A 24183-nucleotide genomic window follows, 5' to 3' on the forward strand; every position below is an offset into this window, starting at 1 on the left:
CGAGTGGCACGACCGGCAAAATCCTTTTCCCCGTCTCGGCAGGCAATTAAGCCAGGGCATATTCCCCGGCACCTGCTGTCTTGGACGGAATCCGGTGGGGCAAACCCATCGGATGCGGGCGCGCCTTCGCAGGATCGAAGGCGGGAGTCAAGGTCCGCGGCAAGATGAATGCAATGTCATGCGAGAGTCATTCGTCCGTCATGGCCATGACGCGGAAACGAAGCCTGCATGACTTGGTTGGGAGGCAAAGCCCAGGCCACTGACCGCGCGTCCTGTCCCCGCGCGGCGCCGGGGGATTTTTCATGTCGGATATCAACAGTCTGGTCGCCTATGACGATGGCGACATCGATACCAACCGCTCGACCAACACCCATATGAGCGACCTGATCGCCACCCGCCTGTCGCGCCGCCAGACGCTGCGCCACGGGGTGTCGGCGATGACGACCGCGCTGTTCGGTGGCGCGCTGCTGGCCGGTTGCGACGACGAGACTCCGCAGGGCGTCACCGCCACGGCGGCGGGCAGCACCGCCAGCGTCGCGGCGGGCCGCCCGGTCACGCTGACCGGCACGGTGGGCTCGGGGCAGGTGGCCAATGTCAACTGGAGCCAGACGGCGGGCCCGTCGGTCACGCTGACGGGCACCAACCAGCTGGTCGCCTCGTTCCGCGCGCCCGCCGTCGCCACCGCGACGCAGCTGGCCTTCAAGCTGGAGATCACCAGCCGCGACGGCGTCGTCACCAACAACACGGTGACCATCACCGTCACGCCGATCACGCTCGACTTCACCGCCGTGCCGCACAGCCTGGCGGACGTGGTGACGGTGCCTGCTGGCTATAGCGTCAGCGTGCTGTACCGGCTGGGCGATCCGATCGCTTCGGGCGTCGCGGCCTATGCCAATAACGGCACTGACACGAACTTCGCGCAGCGTGCGGGCGATCATCATGACGGCATGAGCTATTTCGGGCTCGCGGCATCGGGGACCAGCCCGGACCCGAGCAACAGCACGCGCGGCCTGCTGGTCCTGAACCACGAGAATATCAGCGAGCAATATCTGCACGTGAACGGCCAGTCGCCCGCCCCCCGCCCGGAGAGCGAGGCGATCAAGGAGATCGAGTGCCACGGCGTCTCGGTGATCGAGGTGACGCGGACCAATGGCGCGTGGAGCTATGTCCAGGCCTCTGGGCTGAACCGCCGCATCACGCCGAACACGCCGATGGCGTTCAGCGGGCCGGTCAAGGGCAATGGCTGGCTGAAGACCGCCTATTCGACCGACGGCACCGGCGGGCGCGGCACGATCAACAACTGCGCCAATGGCACGATGGCGTGGAACACCTATCTGACCAACGAGGAGAATTGGGCGGGCTATTTCCGTCGTAGCTCGGGCGATGCGGCGGTGCGCGCCACGACCAATGCAAAGCAGAATGCCTCGCTCGCCCGCTATGGCATCGGCGAAGGCCGCTCGGGCAATTATGGCTGGACGACGGTCACGCCATCGGACGCGTCGAGCACCGTCTTCCGCCGCTGGAACGCGACCGCCAATGCCGCGCTTGCCGCCGATGGCACGGCCGATTTCCGGAACGAGCCGTTCCAGTTCGGCTGGGTGGTCGAGATCGATCCGTTCAACCCGGCCTCGACCCCGCGCAAGCGCACCGCGCTGGGCCGCATGAACCATGAAGGCTGCCAGAGCGGCCGGATGATCGCGGGCGTCCGTCCGGCCTTCTATATGGGCGATGACGCGCAGAACGAATATATCTACAAGTTCGTGTCGGCGACGCCGTGGAGCGCCTCGGACGCCAGCGCGACCGACCGTCTGGCGGTGGGCGACAAGTATCTGGACAACGGCACGCTTTATGTCGCCAAGTTCAACGCCGATGGCACCGGCATGTGGATGCCCCTGGTGTTCGGTCAGAACGGGCTGAACGCGTCGAACAGCATCTATCCCTTTGCCGACCAGGCCGATGTCCTGATCAACACCCGTTTGGCGGGCGATGCGCTGGGCGCGACCAAGATGGACCGTCCCGAATGGACCGCCGTCAACCCTGCGACCGGCGAGATGTATTGCACCCTGACCAACAATGCCTCGCGCAAGCCGGTGGCGTCGGGCAGCAATACGGGTGTCGATGCGGCCAACCCGCGCTCCTATGTCGATGCGCCTTCGACCTCGGTCGGCAATCGCAACGGCCATATCATCCGCATCCGCGAGGCGAACGACACGACCGAGGCGACCAGCTTCACCTGGGACGTCTATGCGTTCGGCGCGGGCGCGGACCTAGACCCGACCAATATCAACCTGTCGGGGCTGGACGCGACCAACGACTTCTCGTCGCCCGACGGCCTGTGGTTCAGCCTGCCGAGCAATGTCGCCGGGCAAGCGACGCCGGTGATGTGGATTCAGACCGATGACGGGGCCTTCACCGACGTCACCAACTGCATGATGCTGGCCGCGATCCCCGGCCGGGTCGGCGATGGCGGCACCCGTTCGGTGACGAGCAGCGCGGGCGGGGCGACCGCGACGGTCACCACCCGCATCGGCAAGGCGCCCGGCGTCACGCTGAAGCGCTTCCTGGTGGGTCCGAAGCAGTGCGAGATCACCGGCATCCACTCGACGCCGGACGGCACCTCGGTCTTCGTCAACATCCAGCATCCGGGCGAGGGCGCGAGCAGCCCGTCGGCCCCGACCAGCAACTGGCCGGACAGCCAGTCGGGCAGCGCGGCGGCGACCGTCCGCCCGCGTTCGGCCACCATCGTCATCACCAAGAACGACGGCGGCGTGGTCGCGATCTGATCGCCTGATCGCATCGTAAGCCGAGGGGGGCGGGAAGGTGATTGCCTTCCCGCCCCCTTTGGCGTTGAAGGGCCCGCGAAAGGGATTGGGCATGACGACGACACGGCGCGAGATACTGGCAGGTGCGACGGCGATCGGGCTGGGCACGGCTCTTCCGGCCGTGGCGCGGATGCCGGGACGCGACCGGCTGATCGCGGGCACCTACGCCCATGAGGGCGGCAAGGGGCTGTACCCCATCGTCGACGGCCGCCTGGGCGCGCCGGTGCACGGGGTCGTCAACGCGTCCTATGGCGTCGGCAACGGGCCGGGCGGGGCCTTTTATCTCCTGCGCGAAGAAAGCCAGGGACAGGTGACCGGCTATGGTCCGGGCTGGAAGGTCCGGGGTGGGGCGTCGACCGGCGGCGCGGACCCATGCCATGTCGCGCTCGACCGCAGCGCCGCCTGTCTGGCGGTCGCCAATTATTCGAGCGGTTCGGTCGCCTTCTACCAGCTCGACCGCAAGACCGGGGCGCCGGGCGAGGCCAAGGTATTCCAGCATCACGGCAACGGCCCCAATGCCGAGCGTCAGGCCGGACCGCACGCGCATTGGGTGGGGTTCAGCCCCGACCGGCGCTGGCTGCACGCGGTCGATCTGGGGGCGGATGCGATCTTCGCCTATCGTTTCGATCCGGTCGCGCGGACGCTGGCCGAGCCGGTGGTGGGCTGGCAGGCCCAGGCGGGGGCGGGGCCGCGACATATGGTCCGTCACCCGACCCTGCCACGCGCCTATGTCGCCTGCGAGTTGCAGACCCGGCTGTTCGTCCTCGATGCGTTGCCCGACGGCCGGTTCCGCACGGCGGGCGAGCAGGCGCTGGTGCCGGAGGGCGGTCCCGCCTCCTATGCCGCGCATATCGTGATCGATCGCGCGGGGCGGACGCTCTATGTCTCCAATCGCGGGGCGAACAGCATCACCGTCTTCGCGCTGGATGCGAAGGGCGAGCCCCGGCTGGTGCAGCATGTCCCGACCGGCGGCAACTGGCCGCGCTTCTTCCTGCTGCGCGAGGGGCGGGCCGAGATGCTGGTCGCGAACGAGCGGTCGGGCACGGTCAACGCCTTCCACATCGGCAAGGACGGGCGGCTGACCGCGACCGGGCGGAGCATCGCCATTCCCGGCGTGGTGTTCCTGGCGGAGGTTTAAGGGGGCACCAAACCCGGCCAAGAACGCACCCCTCGGGAGGAGGGGCTTATCGAATCCCAACTCCAAAGGCGGCCATGTCCTTCTTCAAACCCCTGCTCGCCGGAGCCACGCTGCCGGGTCGCCTGATCGCCTGTGTCGGCGCGGTGATCGGCATCGGGCTGACCATCATCGTCTGCGGCGGGTTGCCGCCGCTTGGCCCCGACCTGCCAATCATCGTCGCGCCGCTGGGCGCGTCGGCGGTGCTGGTCTTCGCGGTGCCCGCCAGTCCGCTGGCCCAGCCCTGGTCGGTGGTCGGTGGCAATGTCCTGTCGACGCTGGTCGGGGTCGCGGCCTTTCAAGCGATCCCCTCGCTGCCGTTGGCGGCGGGCTGCGCGGTGGGCGGTGCGATCCTGGTCATGTCGCTGGCGCGCTGCCTGCATCCGCCGGGCGGGGCGGCGGCACTGACCGCCGTGATCGGCAGCCAGGGCATTCATGCGGCGGGTTTCGCCTTCGCCTTCGCACCGGTGGCGATCAACTCGATCGCGCTGGTCGCGATCGGCATGGCCTTTCACCGCGCGACGGGGCGCAGCTATCCGCACGAGCCGGCGGTGATGCCGCCTGCCGCCAGCCCCGCGCTGATCGGCCCCGAGGATGTCGACGCCGCGCTGGAGGAGATGCACGAGAGCTTCGACATCGCGCGCGAGGACCTCGACACGCTGCTCGCCCATGCCGAGCGCCATGCACGGGCGAGGACGGGTCCGGTCCGGGGGAAGCGCTAAGCGCGGGGGGCGTGAGGCGCACCTCAAGAAAAAGGCCCGCCCCTCACAAAGAGGGACGGGCCTTCCTTCAACCGGTCACACCGATCAGCGATACTTGCCGCTGAACGAGATGCCGATGACGCGCGGTTCGTTGAACACCGCCGCCATATAGTTTTCGATCACGCCCTTCAGGTTCTTCTCGTTCGTGATGTTGCGGGCGAAGACCGACAGGCTCCAGTCGTCGTTCGGCGCGGAATAGCCGATGCTCAGGCCGCCCTCGAAATTGCCGTTCGAGGTGAACTCCTTGGTCCGATAGAGGACGAAGTTGGTGTAGCCCTGCAGGTTCCAGTCGGTCGAGATGAACGCCTTGCCCTGGTTCGCCAGCGGGATGTCGTACTTGGCCGCGACGTTGACGTTATATTCCGGCGCGTTGGGCAACGGGTTGCCGTTGATCTGCGCGAAATAGGCGTTGGCGCCGAACACCGTGCGGGTCACGAACGGGTCGAGCACGGTGCATACCTGGACGCCGTTCAGGCCGCAGGTCTGGGCGAAGACGCGCTTGTCGCGGATTTCCGAGTGCAGCAGGCTGACACCCGCCGACAGGGCCAGATTGCGTACCGGTAGCCACTGCGCATCGGCTTCCAGGCCATAGGCGATCGCCTTGTTGGCGTTGAACAGCACGCCGTTGCCGTCCGAGTCGTTGCCGTTCAGCTGGATGCCCTTCACGCGGTACGCGAAGGCGGCGGCGTTCAGGCGCAGCGTGTTGTCGAAGAATTTCGACTTGAAGCCGGTCTCGAACGACAGGTTGGTTTCCGAGTTCGCGGTGGTGAAGTCCGAATTGAACACCGCCGAGCGACCCTGGATGGTCGGCCCGCGGAAGCCGCGCGCGGCGCGGACATAGACGTTCACGTTCGGATTGACTTCATACAGCGCCGACAGGTCCCAGCTGGGCTGGGTGTCCGACAGGCGCACGTCGCGGCGCCCGCGATAGGTCGACACGCCAGCGGCGGTGTCGGCGGTGCGCAGCAGCTGGGTCCGCTTGGTGTCCTCGCTGATGCGGCCACCGGCGGTCAGGGTCAGGCGATCGGTCGCGCGGTAGCTGACCTGGCCGAACACGCCCCACGAGGTGTTGACGTCGTGCAGGCGGACCCAGTTGTTGGGGTTCGCACCGATCAGGAACGCACGCTGATAGAAGTCAGTGATGTCGCGGCTGTCGAAATAGATGCCGCCGACCTGCCACTTGAACGCGCCCGTGCCGGTCGAGGCCAGGCGGACTTCCTGCGTCCACTGGTCGAGACCCCGGACCTGGCCCTGGCTCAGGCCATAGCCATTGGCCACGCCGTTGACCGGGAAGTTCGCCGCCGCGCCGCCGTCGGTGTCGCCCTTGCTGAAGCCGGCCGTGGTCTCATAGGCGGTGATCGAGGTCAGCTCGGCCCCGCCCATGTCCCAGGCGGCGCGCAGCGACGACCCTTGCGTGTCATAGGACTGCGGATTGCCCTGACCCTCGTCATAGGCGACGCGGTCGCGCGGCTCGGCCGACACATCGCGCGAACCCTTCTTCAGCGCCCCGCGGTGGAACAGCGTCGAGGTGCCGTCATACCAGCGGGCATGGCCCGACAGGTTGAACGACAGCGTATCGGTCGGCGTCAGCAGCAGCTGGAGGCGCACGTCGCGCTCGGTAAAGCCGCCCATCGCGTCGTTCTTCGGGGTCAGCGTGCGGTCGGCGCTGGGCCCCGCATAGACATTGTCGACCCAGTTGTCGCGGTGCTGGACCAGCGCCGACAGGCGGAAGGCCAGCACGTCGCGGATCAGCGGACCGCCGACACCGGCGTCCATGCTGATCGTGTTGTAGCTGCCGATCGAGGCAGTGGCGCGGCTCTGGAAGCTTTGCGTCGGCTTGATCGTGTCGAACTTGATGATGCCTGCGGTCGTGTTGCGACCGAAGAGCGAGCCCTGCGGGCCGCGCAGCACTTCGACCTGGTCGACGTCGAACACCGGGTTCGACTTCAGCACGACATGCTCCAGGACCACATCGTCCTGGATGATCGACACGGGCTGCGACGCGCCCAGATAGAAGTCGATATTGCCCAGGCCGCGAATGTAGAAGCGCGGGAAGATGCGACCGGTGGTCGTCTCGGCATACAGGCCGGGCACGCGGCCCGACAGCGCCAGGATGTCTTCGCCGCCCTGCTGGAAGGTGCGCAGGTTCGACCCGCTGACCACGCCCACCGACACTGGCACGCGGTTCAGGCTTTCCGAGCGGCGCTCGGCGGTGACGACGACGTCGCCCAGGCCCAGTTGCTCATCGGTGGCGGCAGCGGTCGGGGCCGCGCCCTGGTCGGCGGTCTGCGCCATCGCCGGCACGGTCGCCAGCACACCCCACGCCGCGCCCAGCAGCGCCGCGGTCTTGATTACGGATTTCATATAGTCCCCACGCTCCGTCGGGTGGTTCACGCCGCCCGACTGATTGCTATTCTCCCGGTAATCGGGGCGGTTAGGGGCACATTATGGCGCTCGCGTGACAGAGCTGATGCGCCCGCGCCACACTGCGCCGAAATTGCAACCGGGGACCGTGCAACATGAAGGCCGCCGCCGCATTGATGCGACGAGCGGCCGTTTCGACGGTGCAACAAAGGGGGGAGCGGGATGGCGAGGGAGCGGACAGCGGCAGGGGACGGGCGTCTGGCCCGGCTCGCCCTGCGCTTCACGGGCTGGGCCGAACGCTGGTTTCCCGATGCCTTCATCTTCGTAGCGATCGCGGTCGTCGTCGTGGCGGTGGCGGCCTTGGTCAATGGCGCATCGGCGCCAGCGGTGGCCAAGAGCTTTGGCGACGGCTTCTGGACGCTGATCCCCTTCACCATGCAGATGGCGTTCGTGACGATCGGCGGGTACGTCGTCGCCACCTCTGCGCCGGTCCAGCGGCTGATCGACTGGCTGGCCCGGCGGCCGCGCAGTGCGCGGGGAGCGATCGGCATGATCGCGCTGGCGACCATGGTGTCGTCGCTGCTCAGCTGGGGACTGAGCCTGATCTTCGGCGGACTGCTGGCGCGCGCCTGTGCACGGCGGCGCGACCTGCGCATGGATTACCGGGCGGCGGGGGCGGCGGCCTATCTGGGGCTGGGCGCGACCTGGGCGATGGGGCTGTCCTCCTCGGCGGCGCAGCTTCAGGCGAACCCGGCCAGCCTGCCGCCTGCGCTGCTGCCCACCACCGGCGTCATCCCGTTCAGCCAGACTATCTTCCTGTGGCAGTCGATGCTGATCGCGGGTGTCCTGATCGTCCTCTCGACCGTCATCGCCATGGCGTCGGCCCCGGGCCGGGATGCCGCCGTGACGGCCGAGGACATGGGCATCGACCCGGCGCGCGAGGACGATGCGCTGCCGCCGCGCACCCAGCCGGGCGAGTGGCTGGAACATGCCCCGCTCGTCACCGTCCTGATCGGCCTGTTGGCGGTGGGCTGGCTGGTACAGGAGTTCGCGAAGGCGGACTGGATGGTCGCGATCTCCAACCTCAACACCTATAATTTCCTGTTCCTGATGGCCGGCCTGGTGCTGCACTGGCGGCCCAAGCGCTTCCTGATCGCGCTGGCCCGCGCGGTGCCCGCGACGGCGGGCATCCTGATCCAATATCCCTTCTACGCCGCCATCGCCGCGATGCTGACGGGGGCGAAGAACGGGGCGGGAGTTGGCGTCGCCGACCAGATCGCGCACGCCTTTGTCGTGCTCAACGCGCCCGGCTCCTTTCCGCTGACCATGGGCGCCTGTTCGGCGATCCTGGGATTCTTCGTGCCGTCGGGGGGCGGCAAGTGGCTGCTGGAGGCGCCCTATGTGATGCAGGCGGCCAACGAACTGCACGTCCATCTCGGCTGGGCGGTGCAGATCTACAATGCGGCGGAGGCGCTGCCCAATCTCATCAACCCCTTCTGGATGTTGCCTTTGCTCGGCATATTGGGGTTGAAGGCACGGGATATCGTGGGGTTCAGCTTCCTGCAGCTGATCGTCCATCTGCCGGTCGTCCTGTTCCTTCTCTGGGCCCTGTCCTTCACCCTGCCGTACCAGCCGCCCGTCCTGCCGTGACCGCCGCTGATGACCCGGGTGTCACATTGGTGTAACAGCGTTTTGCTTGACGGAGGGGCCGCGACTGGTCAGGGGGGCGACGTTCGTGCCATCCTGGCTTCATGACCTTTTCGCGGTCCGGCGTTTCGTCGTGGCCCGATCGGTCATGGCCGAAAGATGCGCACGGTTTCGGATCACTATCGGGGTTACCGACTGATGTTCGCCTGGTTCCAACGCCTCCTGCCGAAGACCGGCAATTTCTTCGCGCTGTTCGAGGCGCAAGCCGCCACGATATTGGCGGGGGCCGAGGCCACCGTCCGGCTGTTCGACACGCAGGGCAACACCGCCGACGAGATCGCCGCCGTCGCCGCGCGCGAGCATGACGCCGACGAGATCACCCGCCAGGTCCTGACCTCGGTCCGCTCGACCTTCCTGACGCCGTTCGACCGCGCCTCGATCACCTCGCTGATCGGGTCGATGGACGACACGATCGACGAGATGCACGCCGCCGCCACCGCGATCGGCCTGTACCGCCTGACCAGCTTCGCGCCCGAGATGCGCGAGATGGCGGCGGTCGCGGTCGAGGCGGCCAAGCTGACCGTCGAGGCGATGCCGCTGATGCGCGACGTCGCGCGCAACGGCGACCGGCTCCACGCGCTGACCGAGGAGCTGGTCCGGCTGGAAGGGCGCGCCGATGAGATCCATGCGGCGGGCCTGAAGCGCACGCTGGAGGAATGTGGCGAGCGCGACACGCTGCGCTTCGTCATCGAAAAGGAAGTGTACAAGCATCTGGAGCGCATCCTCGACGCGTTCGAGGATGTCGCCGACGAGATCGACGGCATCGTCATCGATCACGCCTGAGGCGCGGGGTCATGCACGAACTTGCCTTTCCGTTACTGGCCGGCCTGATCCTGGTCGCGCTGGCCTTCGACTATCTGAACGGGCTGCATGACGCGGCCAATTCGATCGCGACCGTGGTGGCGACGCGACTGCTGTCGCCGGTCGCGGCGGTGCTGTTCGCCGCCTTCTTCAACTTCGCCGCCTATTTCCTGACCGTCGCCTTTCCCAGCCTGCACAAGGTGGCGGAGACGGTCGGCAAGGGCCTGATCGCCCAGGACGTGGTGACGCCCGCCGTCATCTTCGGCGCGCTGGGCGGGGCGATGGCGTGGAACGTCATCACCTGGCTGCGCGGTATTCCGTCGTCGAGCAGCCATGCGCTGGTCGGCGGGTTGGTCGGCGCGGGCGTGGCCCATGCGGGTACGGGCGCGGTGCAGTGGGCGGGGCTCAACAAGACGCTGCTCGCCATCGTGCTGTCGCCGATGCTGGGCATGATGCTGGCGATGCTGGTCATGCTGCTGAGCAGCTGGGGCTTACGCCGCTCGACGGCGGGGCAGGCGGAGCGCAGCTTCCGTGCGCTGCACCTCGTTTCCTCGGCTGCCTATTCGCTCAGCCACGGCCTGAACGACGCGCAGAAGACGATGGGGATCATCACCGTCCTCCTCTATTCGACCGGCCGCCTGACCGGCCCGTTCGAGGTGCCGCACTGGGTCGCCATCTCCTGCTATGTCGCCATGGCGCTGGGCACGATGACCGGCGGCTGGAAGATCATCGAGACGATGGGCAGCCGCATCACCAAGCTGTCGCAGCACCAGGGGTTCAGCGCCTCGACCGCCGGCTCGATCGTGATCTTCTGCGCTTCGGCCTTGGGTATCCCGGTGTCGACGACGCATACCATCACCGGATCGATCATCGGCGCGGGCGTGGCGCGGCGCGCCTCGGCGGTGCGCTGGGGCGTGGCGGGCAATGTGGTGATCGCCTGGATCATCACCATCCCGGCCTCGGCCGCGATGGGGGCGGGGTTCTACCTGCTGACCCGGTTGTTCTGATCGAGGGGGGAGGGCGACGCGTCCTCCCCTTTTTTCTTGTTCCATATGCCGTTCGGCCTGAGCGGTGTCGAAGGGGCGTAAGGCCCAGCTCCCAAACCGGAACGACCACCCCGGCGAAGGCCGGGGTCCAGTTGCGGTGCGCCGTCGAGCGTGGGCCCCCATGGCCTCCCACGCAACTGCGCCGCGCGCTTTCAACGACATGGCAACTGGGCCCCGGCCTTCGCCGGGGAACAGAAGGGTATTTATACGTAGGGCGTAGCGCGACCTCTGCGTCCTCCGCGCCTCTGCGCGAACGAAAATCCTGTGGCCATCGATGTCGCTCAGGCCAAACATAGGGGCGGATTTGGGGCGGGTATCCAAGGCCCCCCCAAACCCTCACGATCCCGTAACCGGCCCCCCGGCGGCCTGGAACAGCGCGACCGTATCGGTCATCCGCGCCGCCTTGGCCTGGATCAGCTGCGACCGGGCCTGCGCGTCCGTCGCGGTGGCGTTCAGCAGTTGCAGCGTTCCCACATCGCCCAGCGCCAGCTGTCGCCGCGCGAAGGTCAGCGCCTGGCCCGCCGCATTGCTGGCCCGCTGCGCCGCGTCCAGCGCCTGGGCGTCGGTCGACAGGCCGGTCAGCGAGTCCGCGACATTGCCGAACGCCTGTGGAGCACCGCCTGGCGATATTGTGCCTTCGCCCCGTCCAGCGCCGCTTCCGCCGCCTTTTGCTGATGGCGCAGCGCATTGGCGTGGAACAGCGGCTGGGTGATGCCGCCGAGCAGTGCCCAGAAGGGGTTGCCGCTCTTGAACATGTCGCCGAAATTCTGCGCCGAGCCACCGGCATTGGCCGATAGCTGGATGCTGGGCAGGCGCGCGGCGATGGCGGCGCCGACATCCGCGCCTGCGCCCTGCAACTGTGCCTCCGCCGCCAGCACGTCGGGGCGGCGGTGGACCAGCTCGGACGGGACGATGGCGGGCAGCTCGGTCGGCAGGGTCAGCTGTGACAGTTCGGGCAGCGGCGGAAGGGCCGAGCCCGCCGGGCGGCCGATCAGCGTCGCGATGACGGTGCGTTGCGCCGCTTCGGCGCGGACGAGCGGGGGCAGGGCCCCTTCGGCATTGGCGAGCGCGGCCTGTTGCTGCGCGACGTCGGACGCCCCCACCGCGCCCAGCCGCTGCCGCTGTTGCAGCGCGCCCAGGATATCGCGGTTGACCTGGATCGCGGTCTGCGCGGCGGCGACCTGCTCGGCCAGGCTCGCCCGTTCGATCAGGGCGGTGACGAGGTTGGCCGCCACCGTCATCCGCGCGGCGTCCAACTGATGCCGCTGCACCTCGGCCCGCGCGGCGGCGGAGCGGACCTGCGCCCGGTTGCCGCCGAACGCATCGACGTCATAGGACACGCTGACCTGCGCGGTGTGCAGCGTATAGAGCTGCTGGTTCTGATCCGCGACCGCCGGGGACAGCGCGTTCGACACGCGGGTACGCTGCGCCTGATAGTTCAGGCTGCCTTGCGGGAAGAGCAGCGAGCCGCGTGTCGAACGCGCCTGTTCCTGGGCCTGCCGCAGAGAGGCTTCGGCGACGCCCACATCGTTGTTATGCGCCAGCGCCTCGGAGACCAGCGCGTCGAGCTGGGCATTGCCGAAGGCGTGCCACCATTCGGGCGTGACGCTCGCCGACATGCTCTGCGCCGGGCCGGTCGCCGGGGCAATGACCGGCGCGGGAGCCATGGGCGGCAGGCTGGCATGGGCGTCCAGATCATGTGGGCCGACTGCACAGGCCGAGACGCAGGCCAGCAGCGGCAGGGTCAGGAAACGCTTCATGCCGGAACCCCGGATTCAGGAGTGGTGGGATCGTCCTGGTCGTCGACCATCGGATCATGCTTCTTCTTGCGCTGCGACAGCGGCAGGCGCGTCGAATAGCGGCTGATGAGCACCGGCAGGACCAGCAGGATCAGCAGCGGAGCCAGCGTCATGCCGCCGACCACGACCAGCGCGAGCGGCTTCTGCACCTGGCTGCCGATGCCGTGCGAGAGAGCTGCGGGCAGCAGGCCGATCGCGGCGACCAGACAGGTCATGACGACCGGGCGCAGGCTGTTCTTGACGGTGGTGGCCAGCGCATTCTCACGCGGCGCACCCTCGTCGATCGCGTTGTTGAAGGTGGTGACGACCAGAATCCCGTCCATCACCGCAATGCCGAACAGCGCGACGAAGCCAATCGCCGCCGAGATGCTGAACGCCGTGCCGGTCAGGGCCAGCGCCAGCACGCCGCCCACGATCGCCATCGGGATCGCCGAGAAGGCGAGCAGGCTGTCGCGCATCGAGCCGAAATTCGCATAGAGCAGCAGCAGGATGAGCACGAGGCTGATCGGCACCACGATCTCCAGACGGGCGATGGCGTTCTTCAGGTTATCCAGCTCGCCCGCCCATTCCAGGTGATAGCCCGGCGGCAGGTGGACATTCTGGTTGATCCGCGCCCGCGCCTCCTCGACCGCGCCGCCCAGGTCGCGGCCGCGCACCGAGAATTTGATCGGCACGTACCGCTCCTGATGCTCGCGATAGATGAACGACGCACCGGTGGTCAGCTTGACGTTGGCGACCTCGGACAGCGGCACCTGGATCGTGCCGTTGCCGTCGGGGCTGGGCGCGCCGATCGTGATGTTGCGCACCGATTCCAGCGAGTCGCGCTGGGTCGGCTGCAACCGCACGATGATCGGGAAGTGGCGGTCGGTGCCGGGTTCGTACAGGTCGGCGGACGACTGGCCACCGATGGCGGCGGCGACCGTCTGGTTGATGTCGTCGGGCGTCAGGCCATAGCGGGCGGCCTTGGCGCGGTCGACGTCGATCCGCACGGTCGGCTGGCCCAGGATCTCGAACACGCCGAGATCCTCGATGCCCTTCACCTTGGCCATCTGCGCCTTGATCTGGTTGGCCAGCTTTTCCAGCGTGACCAGGTCGGGGCCGAACAGCTTGATCGAATTGGCGCCCTTCACGCCCGAGGCGGCTTCCTCGACGTTATCCTCGATGATCTGCGAGAAGGAGAAGTCGACGCCGGGGTATTTCTTGGCGAGCCGGGTCGACAGTTCGTCGATCAGCTTCTCCTTGGTCATGCCGCTCGGCCAGGTGTCGAAGGGCTTGAGCGGCACGAAGAACTCGACGTTGAAGAAGCCGGTCGCGTCGGTGCCGTCATCCGGGCGGCCATGGGCGGACAGGACCGCCGTGGTCTCCGGATAGGACGCGATGATCTTGCGCACCTCGTTCGTCACCTTCTCGCCCGCCTCCAGGCTGATCGAGGAGGGGAGGGTGGCGCGGATGTACATATTGCCTTCTTCGAGGTGCGGCAGGAACTCGATGCCCAGCGAGCGCACGCCGACGACCGCCAGACCCATCATCAGCACCGCACCGCCGATCGTCACGATCTTGTTGCGCAGCGCGAAGGACGCGGCGGGTTCGTAGACGGCCCGCAGCTTGCCGACGATGAACGTCTCGGTCTCGGCCAGCTTGTCCGGCAGCAGCAGCGTGGCGAGCACCGGCGCGACCGTGAAGGTCGCGAGCAGGCCGCCGCTGATCGCATAGGCATAGGTCTTGGCCATCGGGCCGAAGATGTGGCCTTCCACGCCGGTCAGGGTGAACAGCGGCAGGAAGCTGGCGATGATGATGGCAGCGGCGAAGAAGATGCCGCGGCTGACCTCCGACGAGGCGCCCAGCACCGCGCCGAAACGGCTGGCCAGGGTATAGCGGCCCTGGCCATTCTCCACGGCGGCGGAGCGTTCGACCATGTGGCGGAAGATATTCTCCACCATGATGACGCAGGCATCGACCACCAGGCCGAAGTCCAGCGCACCGACCGACAACAGATTCGCACTCTCCCCCTGCAACACCAGGATCAGGATCGCGAAGGCCAGCGCGAAGGGGATGGTCGCCGCCACGATGATCGCCGAGCGCAGATTGCCGAGGAACAGCCACTGCAGCGCGAAGATCAGGAGGATGCCGACCACCATGTTTTCCATGACGGTGTGGATGGTCAGGTTGATCAGGTCGGAGCGGTCATAGATCCGCTCCAGATGGACGCCGGGGGGCAGCACGCCGCTGTCGTTGATGTTGGCGACCTCGGCCTGCACGGCCTTGATCGTCGGCATCGACTGGGCGCCGCGTTGCATCAGGACGATGCCCTGCACGATGTCGTCGTCGTTATTATACCCGGCGATGCCCATGCGGGGCGCGTTGCCGACCTTCACGGTCGCCACGTCCTTGATCAGCACGGGCGCGCCGCCCGCCTGGCCGACCAGCACGTTCTGGATCGCGTCGGGCGACTGGATCAGGCCGATGCCGCGCACGATCGCGGCTTGTTCGCCGAAGTTGATCGTCTGGCCGCCGACATTGCCGTCGCTCTTGGACAGCGCCGCCAGCACCTGCGCCACGGTGACACCGTGGGCGTTCAGCCGGTTCTGGTCGATCACTACGTCATAGGCGCGCAGCTTGCCGCCCCAGCCGGTCACGTCGATCACGCCCGGAATCCGCTTGAACCGGCGCTGGAGCACCCAGTCCTGCAGCGTCTTCAGGTCCATCACCGAATAGCCCTTGGGCGCGGCGATGCGGTAGCGATAGATTTCACCCACCGGCGAGGTCGGCGACAGCGTCGGCTGCGCGCCACCTGCCAGCGGCGGTAGCTGCGACAGGCGGTTGATGACCTGCTGGCGCGCCTGCTCGTTGGTATAGTCGTAGGTGAACTGGATCTTGATGTCCGACAGGCCGAACAGGCTGATCGCGCGGATCGCGGTCAGGTGCGGGATGCCCGCCATCTGTACCTCGATCGGGATGGTGACGTTGCGCTCCATCTCCTCGGCCGACAGGCCTTGGGTCTGGGTGATGACCTCGACCATCGGCGGAACCGGGTCGGGATAGGCCTCGATATTCAGGTTGATGAAGCCGATGACGCCAGCGACGATCATCGAAAAGAACAGGCCGACGATCAGCAGTCGCTGACGCAGCGCAAAGTCGACGATGCGGTTCATTATTCGCCGATCCCCGCTTCGTTGACGAACAGCGCGCCCGACGTGACGATCTTCTCGCCCGGCTTCAGGCCCGAGGTGATGGTGACCAGGCCGTTCGCCGAGTCGCCGGTCTGCACATCGCGCGCGACCAGCAGGCCGTCGGGCCGCATGATCCAGACGCGCGCGGTGTCGCCTTCATGGATGACGGCGGCGGCGGGCACGCGGATCGCCTCGCCCGCGTTCAGATGCTTGATCGCGAAGCTGGCGAACATCTGCGGCTTCAGCGCCTTGTCCGGGTTGGGGATGGAGGCGCGGACGGGCAGGCGGTGGGTCTGCGGGTCGAGCGCGGCGCCGACCAGATCGATGGTGGCGTGGAAGACGCGGCCGGGCACGGCGGGGGTCGTCACCTCGACCGGATCGCCGACGCGGACATTCTCGGCATCGCTCTCGGCCACCTGCGCGACCAGCCAGACGCGCGAGGGGTCGGTGATGGTCATCACCGGCTTGTCGCCGCCCTGCGAGACATATTGCCCGGCAGCGACATCGCGCGAGGCGATCACGCCGCTGATCGGCGCATGCAGCGTGGTGATGTCGTGGATGCCGGAGACTTCGCCGACATGCTCCAGCCGGTTGATCTCGCCCTGCGACTTGCCGAGGATCGCCAGCTTGTCGCGCGCGGCGCCCAGCGAGGCGGCGGCGGTGCGCGCGGTCGCCTGTGCGGCGGCGAGGTCGGCCTTGGCCTGCTGATAATCCTTCAGCGCGCCGCCGGCGGTCTCATAGATTTGCTGCTGGCGGTCGGCGTTGCGCTGCGCCGCGACCAGCTGTGCCTGCGCGTTCTGGTACGCCGCGCGCGCCGAGAAGAGGCCCGAGCGGGCGTCGACGAAATCGCTGGTCTTGATGAGGAGCAGCGGCTGACCCTGACGCACCACCTGGCCAGCATCGGCCAGCACGCGCACCACCTGGCCCGCATAGGGCATCAGCACGGGGGTCGAACGGGTGCCGTCGACGGTGATCGCGCCCGTCGCCATGGTCTGGTCGCCCGAGGCCCCCAGCCCGACACGCATCGTCGGCATTGCATCCAGCTGGTCCTTGGACAGGCGCAGCGTGCCGGGCGGCGGCGGGGGCGGCGGCACCTCTTCCTTGTGGGTCAGCTTGCCGATGACCGTGATCAGGATCAGCACGCCGATCACCACGGCGGCGGCGATTCCCACCCAGCGCCATTGCTGGCCCGAGGACAGACGGCGGGTTTCGGGCAGCGTTTCGTCGGCAGGATTGACGTGCATCGGCTTCTTTCGGCGCGAGAGGCTGGAATATTGGCACCGGGCGATAGGGGCTGTGGCCTGACCCACCGCTTACGGAAATCTTACGAGACGTTCATGTTGCGCTGCCGAAGAAGGGCGTCGGTTTGACCGATGCGCCTGTTTTTGGCCCGATTGCCCGTCGTGACGAGGGCATGAGGGTTGCGACGAACGGATGACCGCTTTGTCACGCGCTGGGAACGAAAGTAGCGATTCGTCGTTGATTTGGAACGTTTCACCAATACCTTGGGGGTAAGGTTCGATGGCCAGTCACATGCCGCCGCCGCGTATTTCGGATATGCCGCGCGAAGAGCGTCTGGATGCCCTGTATCGCCGTGCGGCAGAGGATCGGGCGCGGTACATGGCAATGCGCTCGCGGCGCCCCGGCCTGCTCGACCGGTTGCTTCATCTGTTCTGAGATTACCGACGCGGCGTTATAGCCGGGCGCGTCGTGACCGCGCGATCGGTGCGCGGCGGCGAAGGGGGCGGGGCCGCAGGCGGCGTTCGCGCCGCATGTCGCTGTGACCCAGTGCGATCATGATGATTATCAGTGATGACAGCGCCGAGACGGTCAGCCAGATTTCCACCAAAGCGCCTGCCATCACATCCCCTCCACGAGCCGCCTGAACGCCCGGACGGTCGGTCCGATCCATGCGGGATCGGTTTATTCGCTCGATCACCAGTGGTCATGCCGCCTGCGACCCTGATAAGGGGCGGGCATGATCCGATCCGATCGACGTAGCTGGCCTCTGGCGGCAGGCCTTGCCCTGCTGGCGGGCTATGTCGATGCCATCGGTTTTCAGAAACTGGGCGGCTATTTCGTCTCGTTCATGAGCGGAAACGGAACGATGCTGGCGGTGCGGCTGGCATCTCCCTTCGGCGACATGCCGGGTGGGGCGGGCATCTTGGCCACCTTGCTGATCCTATTCGTCGGTGGAGTCGTGGTGGGCACGCTCGTCCGCCTGATCTGGCCGGTGGCGGGGCAGGCGCTGGTCCTGCTGTTCGTCGCGCTACTGCTGGGCTGCGTGGCTGGGTGGGGTGATGCGACCGCGCCCGCCATGGTGGTGGCGATGGGGGCGGCCAACGCGACCTTCGAGCGTGGCGGCGAGGTCAGCATCGGCGTCACCTATATGACGGGCACGCTGGTCAAGATCGGCCAGCATCTGGCGCAGATGATCGCCGGGCGGCGGCGCTGGGACTGGGTGCCCTATCTGTTGTTGTGGACCAGCTTCTTCATCGGCGCGGGGCTGGGCGCATGGGCCTTTCCCGTCTGGGGCACGGCGGCCCTGTTCGCGGCCTCGGCGGCGGCGCTGGTCGCGGCGGGTGTCGCATGGCGGTTCCGCCCCGCGATCTGACGTGCGCCAGGGCGGCTTGGCCGCTTTTTGCCCGACCCATCTTGGATTTCACGTCCGAGCAATATAATTACAAGCGAAAGAGTCGGGCATCAGACCCGGAACAGGAGAGTATATGCGCGTGATCGACCATTTGGTTGCCGGCGGCCAAGCCGCAACCGACGCCGCCGGACCCCGCCCCGAGGGGCGCTCGGGCGATGTCTTCGACCCCAATAGCGGCCAGGTGCAGGCCCGCGTGATGCTGGGCGATGCCGCACTGCTGGAACGTGCCGTCGCCGCCGCGCAAGCCGCGCAACCCGGCTGGGCCGCGACCAATCCGCAGCGCCGGGCGCGGGTGATGTTCCGGTTCAAGGAACTGGTCGAGCAGAATATGGATGCGCTGGCGCATTTGCTCTCCTCCGAACATGGCAAGGTGATCGCCGACGCGCGAGGAGACATCCAGCGCGGGCTGGAGGTGATCGAGTTCGCCTGCGGTATCCCCCACGCGCTGAAGGGCGAATATACGCAAGGCGCAGGGCCGGGCATCGACGTCTATTCGATGCGGATGCCGCTGGGCATCGGGGCAGGCATCACGCCGTTCAACTTCCCCGCGATGATCCCGATGTGGATGTTCGGCGTCGCCATCGCCTGCGGCAACGCCTTCATTCTGAAGCCGTCCGAGCGCGACCCGTCGGTCCCCGTCCGCCTCGCCGAACTGATGCGCGAAGCGGGCGCGCCGGAGGGCATCCTTCAGGTCGTGCATGGCGACAAGGCGATGGTCGACGCAATCCTCGACCATCCGGCGATCAGCGCGGTCAGCTTCGTCGGCTCGTCCGACATCGCCCATTATGTGTATCGGCGCGGCGTCGAGGCGGGCAAGCGTGTCCAGGCGATGGGCGGCGCGAAGAACCACGGCATTGTCATGCCCGACGCCGATCTGGACCAAGTGGTCGCCGATTTGTCGGGCGCGGCCTTCGGCTCGGCGGGCGAGCGGTGCATGGCGCTGCCCGTGGTGGTGCCGGTCGGGGACAAGACGGCGGACCGCTTACGCGAAAAGCTGATCCCCGCGATCGACGCTTTGCGGGTCGGCGTCTCGACCGACGACCAAGCGCATTACGGGCCGGTGGTAAATGCCGCGCACAAGAAACGGGTCGAGGACTGGATTCAGACCGGAGTCGACGAAGGCGCCGAGCTGGTAGTCGACGGGCGCGGCTTCCAGCTTCAGGGCTATGAGGAGGGTTTCTTCATCGGCCCGTCGCTGTTCGACCGGGTGACGCCCGCCATGCAGAGCTACAAGGAGGAAATCTTCGGCCCCGTCCTCCAGATCGTCCGCGCGCCCGATTTCGAGACGGCGGTCCGCCTGCCCAGCGAGCATCAATATGGCAACGGCGTCGCGATCTTCACCCGCAACGGCCACGCCGCGCGCGAGTTCGCGGCGCGCGTCGAGGTGGGCATGGTCGGCATCAACGTGCCGATCCCGGTGCCGGTGGCGTATCACAGCTTTGGCGGCTGGAAGCGGTCCGCGTTCGGCGACGTGAACCAGCATGGCATGGAGGGTGTCCGCTTCTGGACTAAGGTCAAGACGGTGACCCAGCGCTGGCCGGATGGCTCGCCCGATGGTGGCAACGTCTTCGTAATCCCGACGATGGCGTAACAGCACGCCCCTCCCGTTTACCGGAGGGGATGGGGGAGGGCAGGCCGCAAGCGACGGTCTCTGTGAGACTCCCTGCCCTCCCCAAACCCCTCCCGCCTGCGGGAGGGGCTTAACAGGACGAGACCGACCGATGACCCAATTCGACCTCACCGACGAGCAGCGCGAGATCCAGGAACTGGCACGCCGCTTCACCGCCGACCGCATCACGCCGTTCGCAGGCGAGTGGGACGAGAAGCACATCTTCCCCCGCGACACGATCAAGGAAGCCGCCGAACTCGGCTTCGCCGCCATTTACGTCTCGGAAGAATCCGGCGGCATCGCGCTCGGGCGGCTGGAAGCGGCGTTGATCATGGAGGCGATGGCCTATGGCTGTCCCTCGACCTCGGCCTTCGTCTCGATCCACAATATGGCGTCGTGGATGATCGACCGGTTCGGCGATGCGGATGTAAAGGGGCGCTACCTGCCCGACCTCGTCACCATGGAGCGCATGGCGAGCTATTGCCTGACCGAGCCGGGTTCGGGCTCCGACGCTGCCGCGCTGAAGACCCGCGCGGTCCGCGACGGCGATGATTACATCGTCTCCGGCTCCAAGCAGTTCATCTCGGGCGGCGGCGAGAACGAGGTGTACGTCACCATGGTCCGCACCGGCGAGGACGGGCCGAAGGGCATTTCCTGCCTGGTGATCGACAAGGACACCCCCGGCGTCTCGTTCGGCGCAAACGAGCGCAAGCTGGGCTGGCATTCGCAGCCGACGCGGCAGGTGATGTTCGACCATGTCCGCGTGCCGGTCGCCAACCGGCTGGGCGCGGAGGGCGAGGGCTTCCGCATCGCCATGATGGGGCTGGACGGCGGGCGGCTGAATATCGGCGCCTGCTCGCTGGGGGGCGCGCAGCGCTGCCTGGACGAGGCGGTTGCTTATGTGAAGGACCGCCGCCAGTTCGGCAAGGCGATCGCCGAGTTCCAGAACACGCAGTTCACCCTCGCCGACATGGCGACCGAGTTGGAGGCGGCGCGCGCGCTACTCTATCTCGCTGCCGCCAAGGTGACCGCCAATGCGCCGGACAAGACGCGGTTTGCGGCGATGGCCAAGCGGCTGGCGACCGACACCGGTTCGTCGGTGGTCGACCGCGCGCTCCAGCTGCATGGCGGCTATGGCTATCTGATGGACTATCCGATCGAGCGCTTCTGGCGCGACCTGCGTGTGCATTCGATCCTGGAGGGCACGAACCAGGTGATGCGGATGATCGTGGGGCGGGACTTGTTGAAGGACTGAGATCCACCCTTGGCACCACCCCGGCGAAGGCCGGGGTCCAGTTGCCAACCGGCCGGTGGCGCGCCACGTAATGCGCGGCATCTGGGCCCCGGCCTCCGCCGGGGTCGAAGAAGGTAGAAGGACGGGCATGACCCAAGACCTGATCGTCACCCGCGAAGGCCCGGTCGGGCGGCTGCGGCTCAACCGACCCAAGGCGATCCACGCGCTGACCCGCGAGATGTGCGAGGGCGTGCTGGCCGCGCTGGAGGACTGGCGCGGTGACCTGTCGGTCGAGGCGGTCATCATCGACCATGCCGAGGGGCGCGGCTTTTGCGCAGGGGGCGACATCCGCCTGTTGGCGGAAAGCGGCGCGAGCGATGGTGAGGCGGCGCGGGGTTTCTTCCATGCCGAGTACCGGATGAACCATCGGTTGTTCACCTATGCCAAGCCGATCGTCGCCTTCATGGACGGCATCACCATGGGCGGCGGCGTCGGCGTCTCGGCACCCGCCCGCTTCCGCGTCGCGACCGAGAACACCCGCTTTGCCATGCCGGAGACCGGGATCGGCCTGTTCCCCGATGTCGGCGGTGGCTGGTATCTCTCGCGTCTGCCCGGGCGGATGGGCGAGTTCCTCGCGCTGACCGGCCACCGGCTCGACGGGGTGGAGGCGCATGCCTTGGGGCTGGCCACCCATTATCTGTCCGCTTCCGCATTGGACGAGGCCAAGGCCGCCATCATCGCCGCGCCGCAGGAGATCGCGGCAACGCTCGACCGGCTGTCGGCCCCCGCGCCGGACGCGAAGATCATGGCGCATGCCGCCGAGATCGACCGGCTGTTCGCCGCCGATACGCTGGAAGAAATCATCGCCGCATTGGAAGCAGACGACGGCGAATGGGCTGCGCAGCAACTCGCTGTGCTGCGCACCAAATCGCCGCAGGCCTGCAAGGTGTCGCTGCGTCTGCTGCGCGAGGGGAAACTCACCACCGACTTCGCCGATGAGATGCGCCGCGAATACGGCGTCGCCTCCCGCGTCGTCCAGCGCCCCGATTTCGTCGAGGGCGTCCGCGCGCTGATCGTCGACAAGGACAATGCGCCGCGCTGGGACCCCGCCACGCCCGAGGGCGTGACCGACACGATGATCGACCATATCTTTGCCCCCATGCCCGACGGGCAGGCCTGGACTCCTACCGACCGCTGAGAAGGACGCCCGCATGACCGACTATAACACCCTGATCGTCGAGCGCCGCGAGGCGGTGACCCTGGTCACGCTCAACCGGCCCCAGGCGCTGAACGCACTCAATGCCGAGCTGCTGGCGGAGCTGCTGGACGTGATGCGCGCCTATGACGCCGATCCCGAACAGCGTTGCGCCGTCATCACCGGGTCGCCCAAGGCCTTCGCGGCGGGGGCGGACATAAAGGAAATGCAGGAGATGGACTTCGCCGCCATGTACGGCGGCAACCATTTCACCGGCTGGGATGACTTCACCCGCACGCGCAAACCCATCATCGCAGCAGTCGCGGGCTATGCGCTGGGCGGCGGGTGCGAGCTGGCCATGATGTGCGACTTCATCCTCGCCGCCGACACCGCCAAGTTCGGCCAGCCCGAGATCAAGCTGGGCGTGACGCCGGGCATGGGCGGGTCGCAGCGTTTGGCCCATGCGGTCGGCAAGGCCAAGGCGATGGAGATGTGCCTGACCGGCCGGATGATGGACGCCGAGGAAGCCGAACGTTCGGGCCTTGTCGCCCGTATCATCCCCGCCGCCGATCTGGTCGAGGAGGCGCTGAAGACCGCCGCTACCATCGCGGGCATGGCCCCGATCGCGGTCAAGGCCAATAAGGAGATGGTCAACGCCGCCTTCGATATGGGGCTGGCGCAGGGCGTGCAGTTCGAGCGTCGCCTGTTCCACGGCCTGTTCGGATCGGCCGACCAGAAGGAAGGCATGGCGGCGTTTGTCGAGAAGCGTAGCCCCAACTGGACCGGTAATTGAGTCTCACGCCCCTCCCGTAAACGGGATGGGATGGGGGAGGGCGAGGCCGCAAGCAACAGGCTCGGTGAGACCCCATGCCCTCCCCAAACCCCTCCCGCCTGCGGGAGGGGCTAAAAAAGATAGAAGATTAGGAGAGCATCATGGCACGGATCGCCTTTATCGGCCTGGGCAATATGGGCGGCGGGATGGCCGCCAATCTGGCGAAGGCGGGACATGACGTCCGCGCCTTCGACCTGTCGGCGGACGCGCTGGCGGCGGCCAAGGCGGCCGGGTGCCTGCCCGTCGACAGCGCCGTCGCGGCGATGGACGGCGTGGAAGCGGTCGTGACCATGCTGCCCGCCGGAACCCATGTCGAGCGAGTCTATGCCGATGCGGTGTTTGTGGCCGCGCCGCCCTCCGCGATCCTGATCGATTGCTCGACCATCGATGTCGCCACCGCCCGCCGCGTCGCCGAGGCGGCGGGAGGAAAGGGCATGATGGCGGTCGATGCCCCCGTCTCTGGCGGGATAGCGGCGGCCAAGGCGGGGACGCTGACCTTCATGGTCGGCGGCTCGGAACAGGCGTTCGCGCGCGCCGAGCCCTTCCTGTCCGCCATGGGCCAGGCGGTGATCCATGCGGGTGGCAATGGCGCAGGCCAGGCGGCGAAGATCTGCAACAACATGCTCCTCGGCGCGACGATGATCGCGACATGCGAAGCTTTCGTGCTGGCCGAGAAGCTGGGGCTGGAGGCGCAGACCTTTTACGACATCGCCTCGGTGTCGTCGGGGCAGAGCTGGTCGATGACCAAATATTGCCCGGTCCCCGGCGTCGGACCGGAGACGCCCGCCGATCACGACTATCAGGGCGGCTTCGCGGCGGCACTGATGCTCAAGGACCTCAAGCTGGCGATGCAGGCGGCACAGGACGCGGGCGCGACGACACCGATGGGCGAACGGGCGGCCGAACTCTACACCGCGTTCGTTGGTGAGGGGCAGCCGCCGGTCGATTTCTCCGGGATCATTCGCACCCTGCGCTGAACTCCTTCTTTCAGGCTGAGCCCTGTGACGGGCTGGCGA

Annotated in this window: 19 protein-coding genes; 13 read left to right on the plus strand and 6 right to left on the minus strand. The window is 67.3% G+C overall.

All coding sequences use genetic code 11. The features are described from left to right. The first annotated feature begins 302 nt into the window (after positions 1 to 302). The 3 genes from SSA01S_RS07615 to SSA01S_RS07625 all read left to right on the plus strand — a co-directional run bounded on the left by SSA01S_RS07615 (position 303) and on the right by SSA01S_RS07625 (position 4718). Positions 303 to 2783: a PhoX family protein gene (locus tag SSA01S_RS07615; RefSeq protein ID WP_061779905.1), complete on the plus strand. Its 2481-nt coding sequence runs from the start codon at positions 303 to 305 to the stop codon at positions 2781 to 2783. A 91-nt stretch (positions 2784 to 2874) separates the two neighbouring features. Then, complete coding sequence (locus SSA01S_RS07620; protein WP_061779906.1) at positions 2875 to 3960, plus strand: lactonase family protein; 1086 nt, start codon at positions 2875 to 2877, stop codon at positions 3958 to 3960. A gap of 74 nt (positions 3961 to 4034) precedes the next feature. Beyond that, positions 4035 to 4718 (plus strand): HPP family protein, encoded by a 684-nt coding sequence (locus tag SSA01S_RS07625; RefSeq protein WP_061779907.1) that lies wholly within the window; start codon positions 4035 to 4037, stop codon positions 4716 to 4718. An 84-nt stretch (positions 4719 to 4802) separates the two neighbouring features. Here the strand turns inward: SSA01S_RS07625 and SSA01S_RS07630 are convergent, their stop codons facing one another. Further along, positions 4803 to 7121 (minus strand): TonB-dependent receptor, encoded by a 2319-nt coding sequence (locus SSA01S_RS07630; protein ID WP_061779930.1) that lies wholly within the window; start codon positions 7119 to 7121, stop codon positions 4803 to 4805. A gap of 222 nt (positions 7122 to 7343) precedes the next feature. On the opposite strand from SSA01S_RS07630, the gene SSA01S_RS07635 reads away from it, so the two are divergent. The 3 genes from SSA01S_RS07635 (at position 7344) to SSA01S_RS07645 (ending at position 10636) form a co-directional block, all read left to right on the plus strand. Then, complete coding sequence (locus SSA01S_RS07635; RefSeq protein WP_061779908.1) at positions 7344 to 8771, plus strand: short-chain fatty acid transporter; 1428 nt, start codon at positions 7344 to 7346, stop codon at positions 8769 to 8771. A gap of 156 nt (positions 8772 to 8927) precedes the next feature. After that, the gene (locus tag SSA01S_RS07640) at positions 8928 to 9611 is read left to right on the plus strand and encodes a DUF47 domain-containing protein (protein ID WP_240954630.1); all 684 of its coding nucleotides are present in this window, start codon (positions 8928 to 8930) and stop codon (positions 9609 to 9611) included. Positions 9612 to 9622: 11 nt separating this feature from the next. Continuing rightward, positions 9623 to 10636: an inorganic phosphate transporter gene (locus SSA01S_RS07645; RefSeq protein ID WP_061779909.1), complete on the plus strand. Its 1014-nt coding sequence runs from the start codon at positions 9623 to 9625 to the stop codon at positions 10634 to 10636. A gap of 375 nt (positions 10637 to 11011) precedes the next feature. Here the strand turns inward: SSA01S_RS07645 and SSA01S_RS20270 are convergent, their stop codons facing one another. Genes SSA01S_RS20270 through SSA01S_RS07660 form a run of 4 tightly spaced genes read right to left on the minus strand, consistent with a single transcriptional unit; the run spans position 11012 to position 16888 of the window. Then, on the minus strand, positions 11012 to 11305 hold the full coding sequence (locus SSA01S_RS20270; protein ID WP_501193776.1) for a TolC family protein: 294 nt from the start codon (positions 11303 to 11305) through the stop codon (positions 11012 to 11014). Beyond that, positions 11254 to 12435: an efflux transporter outer membrane subunit gene (locus SSA01S_RS07650; protein ID WP_439951136.1), complete on the minus strand. Its 1182-nt coding sequence runs from the start codon at positions 12433 to 12435 to the stop codon at positions 11254 to 11256. The genes SSA01S_RS20270 and SSA01S_RS07650 overlap by 52 nt, the downstream gene beginning before the upstream one ends. Next, a complete protein-coding gene (locus SSA01S_RS07655; RefSeq protein WP_061779910.1) occupies positions 12432 to 15626 on the minus strand; it encodes an efflux RND transporter permease subunit in 3195 nt (1064 codons plus the stop codon). Before SSA01S_RS07655 ends, SSA01S_RS07650 begins: the two co-directional genes overlap by 4 nt. Beyond that, entirely contained in the window at positions 15626 to 16888 is a 1263-nt protein-coding gene (locus SSA01S_RS07660; protein ID WP_061779911.1) for an efflux RND transporter periplasmic adaptor subunit, read from the minus strand. Before SSA01S_RS07660 ends, SSA01S_RS07655 begins: the two co-directional genes overlap by 1 nt. Before the next feature lie 277 nt (positions 16889 to 17165). On the opposite strand from SSA01S_RS07660, the gene SSA01S_RS19470 reads away from it, so the two are divergent. Further along, positions 17166 to 17321 carry a hypothetical protein gene (locus SSA01S_RS19470; protein ID WP_156477707.1) on the plus strand — a complete coding sequence of 52 codons (156 nt, stop codon included), beginning with the start codon at positions 17166 to 17168 and terminating at the stop codon, positions 17319 to 17321. A gap of 16 nt (positions 17322 to 17337) precedes the next feature. Here the strand turns inward: SSA01S_RS19470 and SSA01S_RS07665 are convergent, their stop codons facing one another. Next, a complete protein-coding gene (locus SSA01S_RS07665) occupies positions 17338 to 17505 on the minus strand; it encodes a hypothetical protein (protein ID WP_156477708.1) in 168 nt (55 codons plus the stop codon). 117 nt (positions 17506 to 17622) lie between these two features. On the opposite strand from SSA01S_RS07665, the gene SSA01S_RS07670 reads away from it, so the two are divergent. The 6 genes from SSA01S_RS07670 (at position 17623) to mmsB (ending at position 24144) form a co-directional block, all read left to right on the plus strand. Continuing rightward, positions 17623 to 18258, plus strand: coding sequence for a YoaK family protein (locus SSA01S_RS07670; protein ID WP_061779913.1), 636 nt, complete (start codon positions 17623 to 17625; stop codon positions 18256 to 18258). Positions 18259 to 18370: 112 nt separating this feature from the next. Further along, positions 18371 to 19888 carry a CoA-acylating methylmalonate-semialdehyde dehydrogenase gene (locus SSA01S_RS07675; protein ID WP_061779914.1) on the plus strand — a complete coding sequence of 506 codons (1518 nt, stop codon included), beginning with the start codon at positions 18371 to 18373 and terminating at the stop codon, positions 19886 to 19888. Positions 19889 to 20018: 130 nt separating this feature from the next. Beyond that, the gene (locus SSA01S_RS07680; protein ID WP_061779915.1) at positions 20019 to 21161 is read left to right on the plus strand and encodes an acyl-CoA dehydrogenase family protein; all 1143 of its coding nucleotides are present in this window, start codon (positions 20019 to 20021) and stop codon (positions 21159 to 21161) included. Between the two features lie 127 nt (positions 21162 to 21288). Then, a complete protein-coding gene (locus SSA01S_RS07685; RefSeq protein WP_061779916.1) occupies positions 21289 to 22338 on the plus strand; it encodes an enoyl-CoA hydratase/isomerase family protein in 1050 nt (349 codons plus the stop codon). Between the two features lie 13 nt (positions 22339 to 22351). Beyond that, entirely contained in the window at positions 22352 to 23128 is a 777-nt protein-coding gene (locus SSA01S_RS07690) for an enoyl-CoA hydratase (RefSeq protein ID WP_061779917.1), read from the plus strand. Positions 23129 to 23268: 140 nt separating this feature from the next. Continuing rightward, positions 23269 to 24144, plus strand: a complete 876-nt coding sequence (gene mmsB / locus SSA01S_RS07695; RefSeq protein ID WP_061779918.1) for a 3-hydroxyisobutyrate dehydrogenase — start codon at positions 23269 to 23271, stop codon at positions 24142 to 24144. Positions 24145 to 24183: the final 39 nt, after the last annotated feature.

The sequence above is a fragment of the Sphingomonas sanguinis NBRC 13937 genome, assembly GCF_001591005.1.
In the GTDB taxonomy this organism is placed as follows: Bacteria; Pseudomonadota; Alphaproteobacteria; order Sphingomonadales; family Sphingomonadaceae; genus Sphingomonas; species Sphingomonas sanguinis.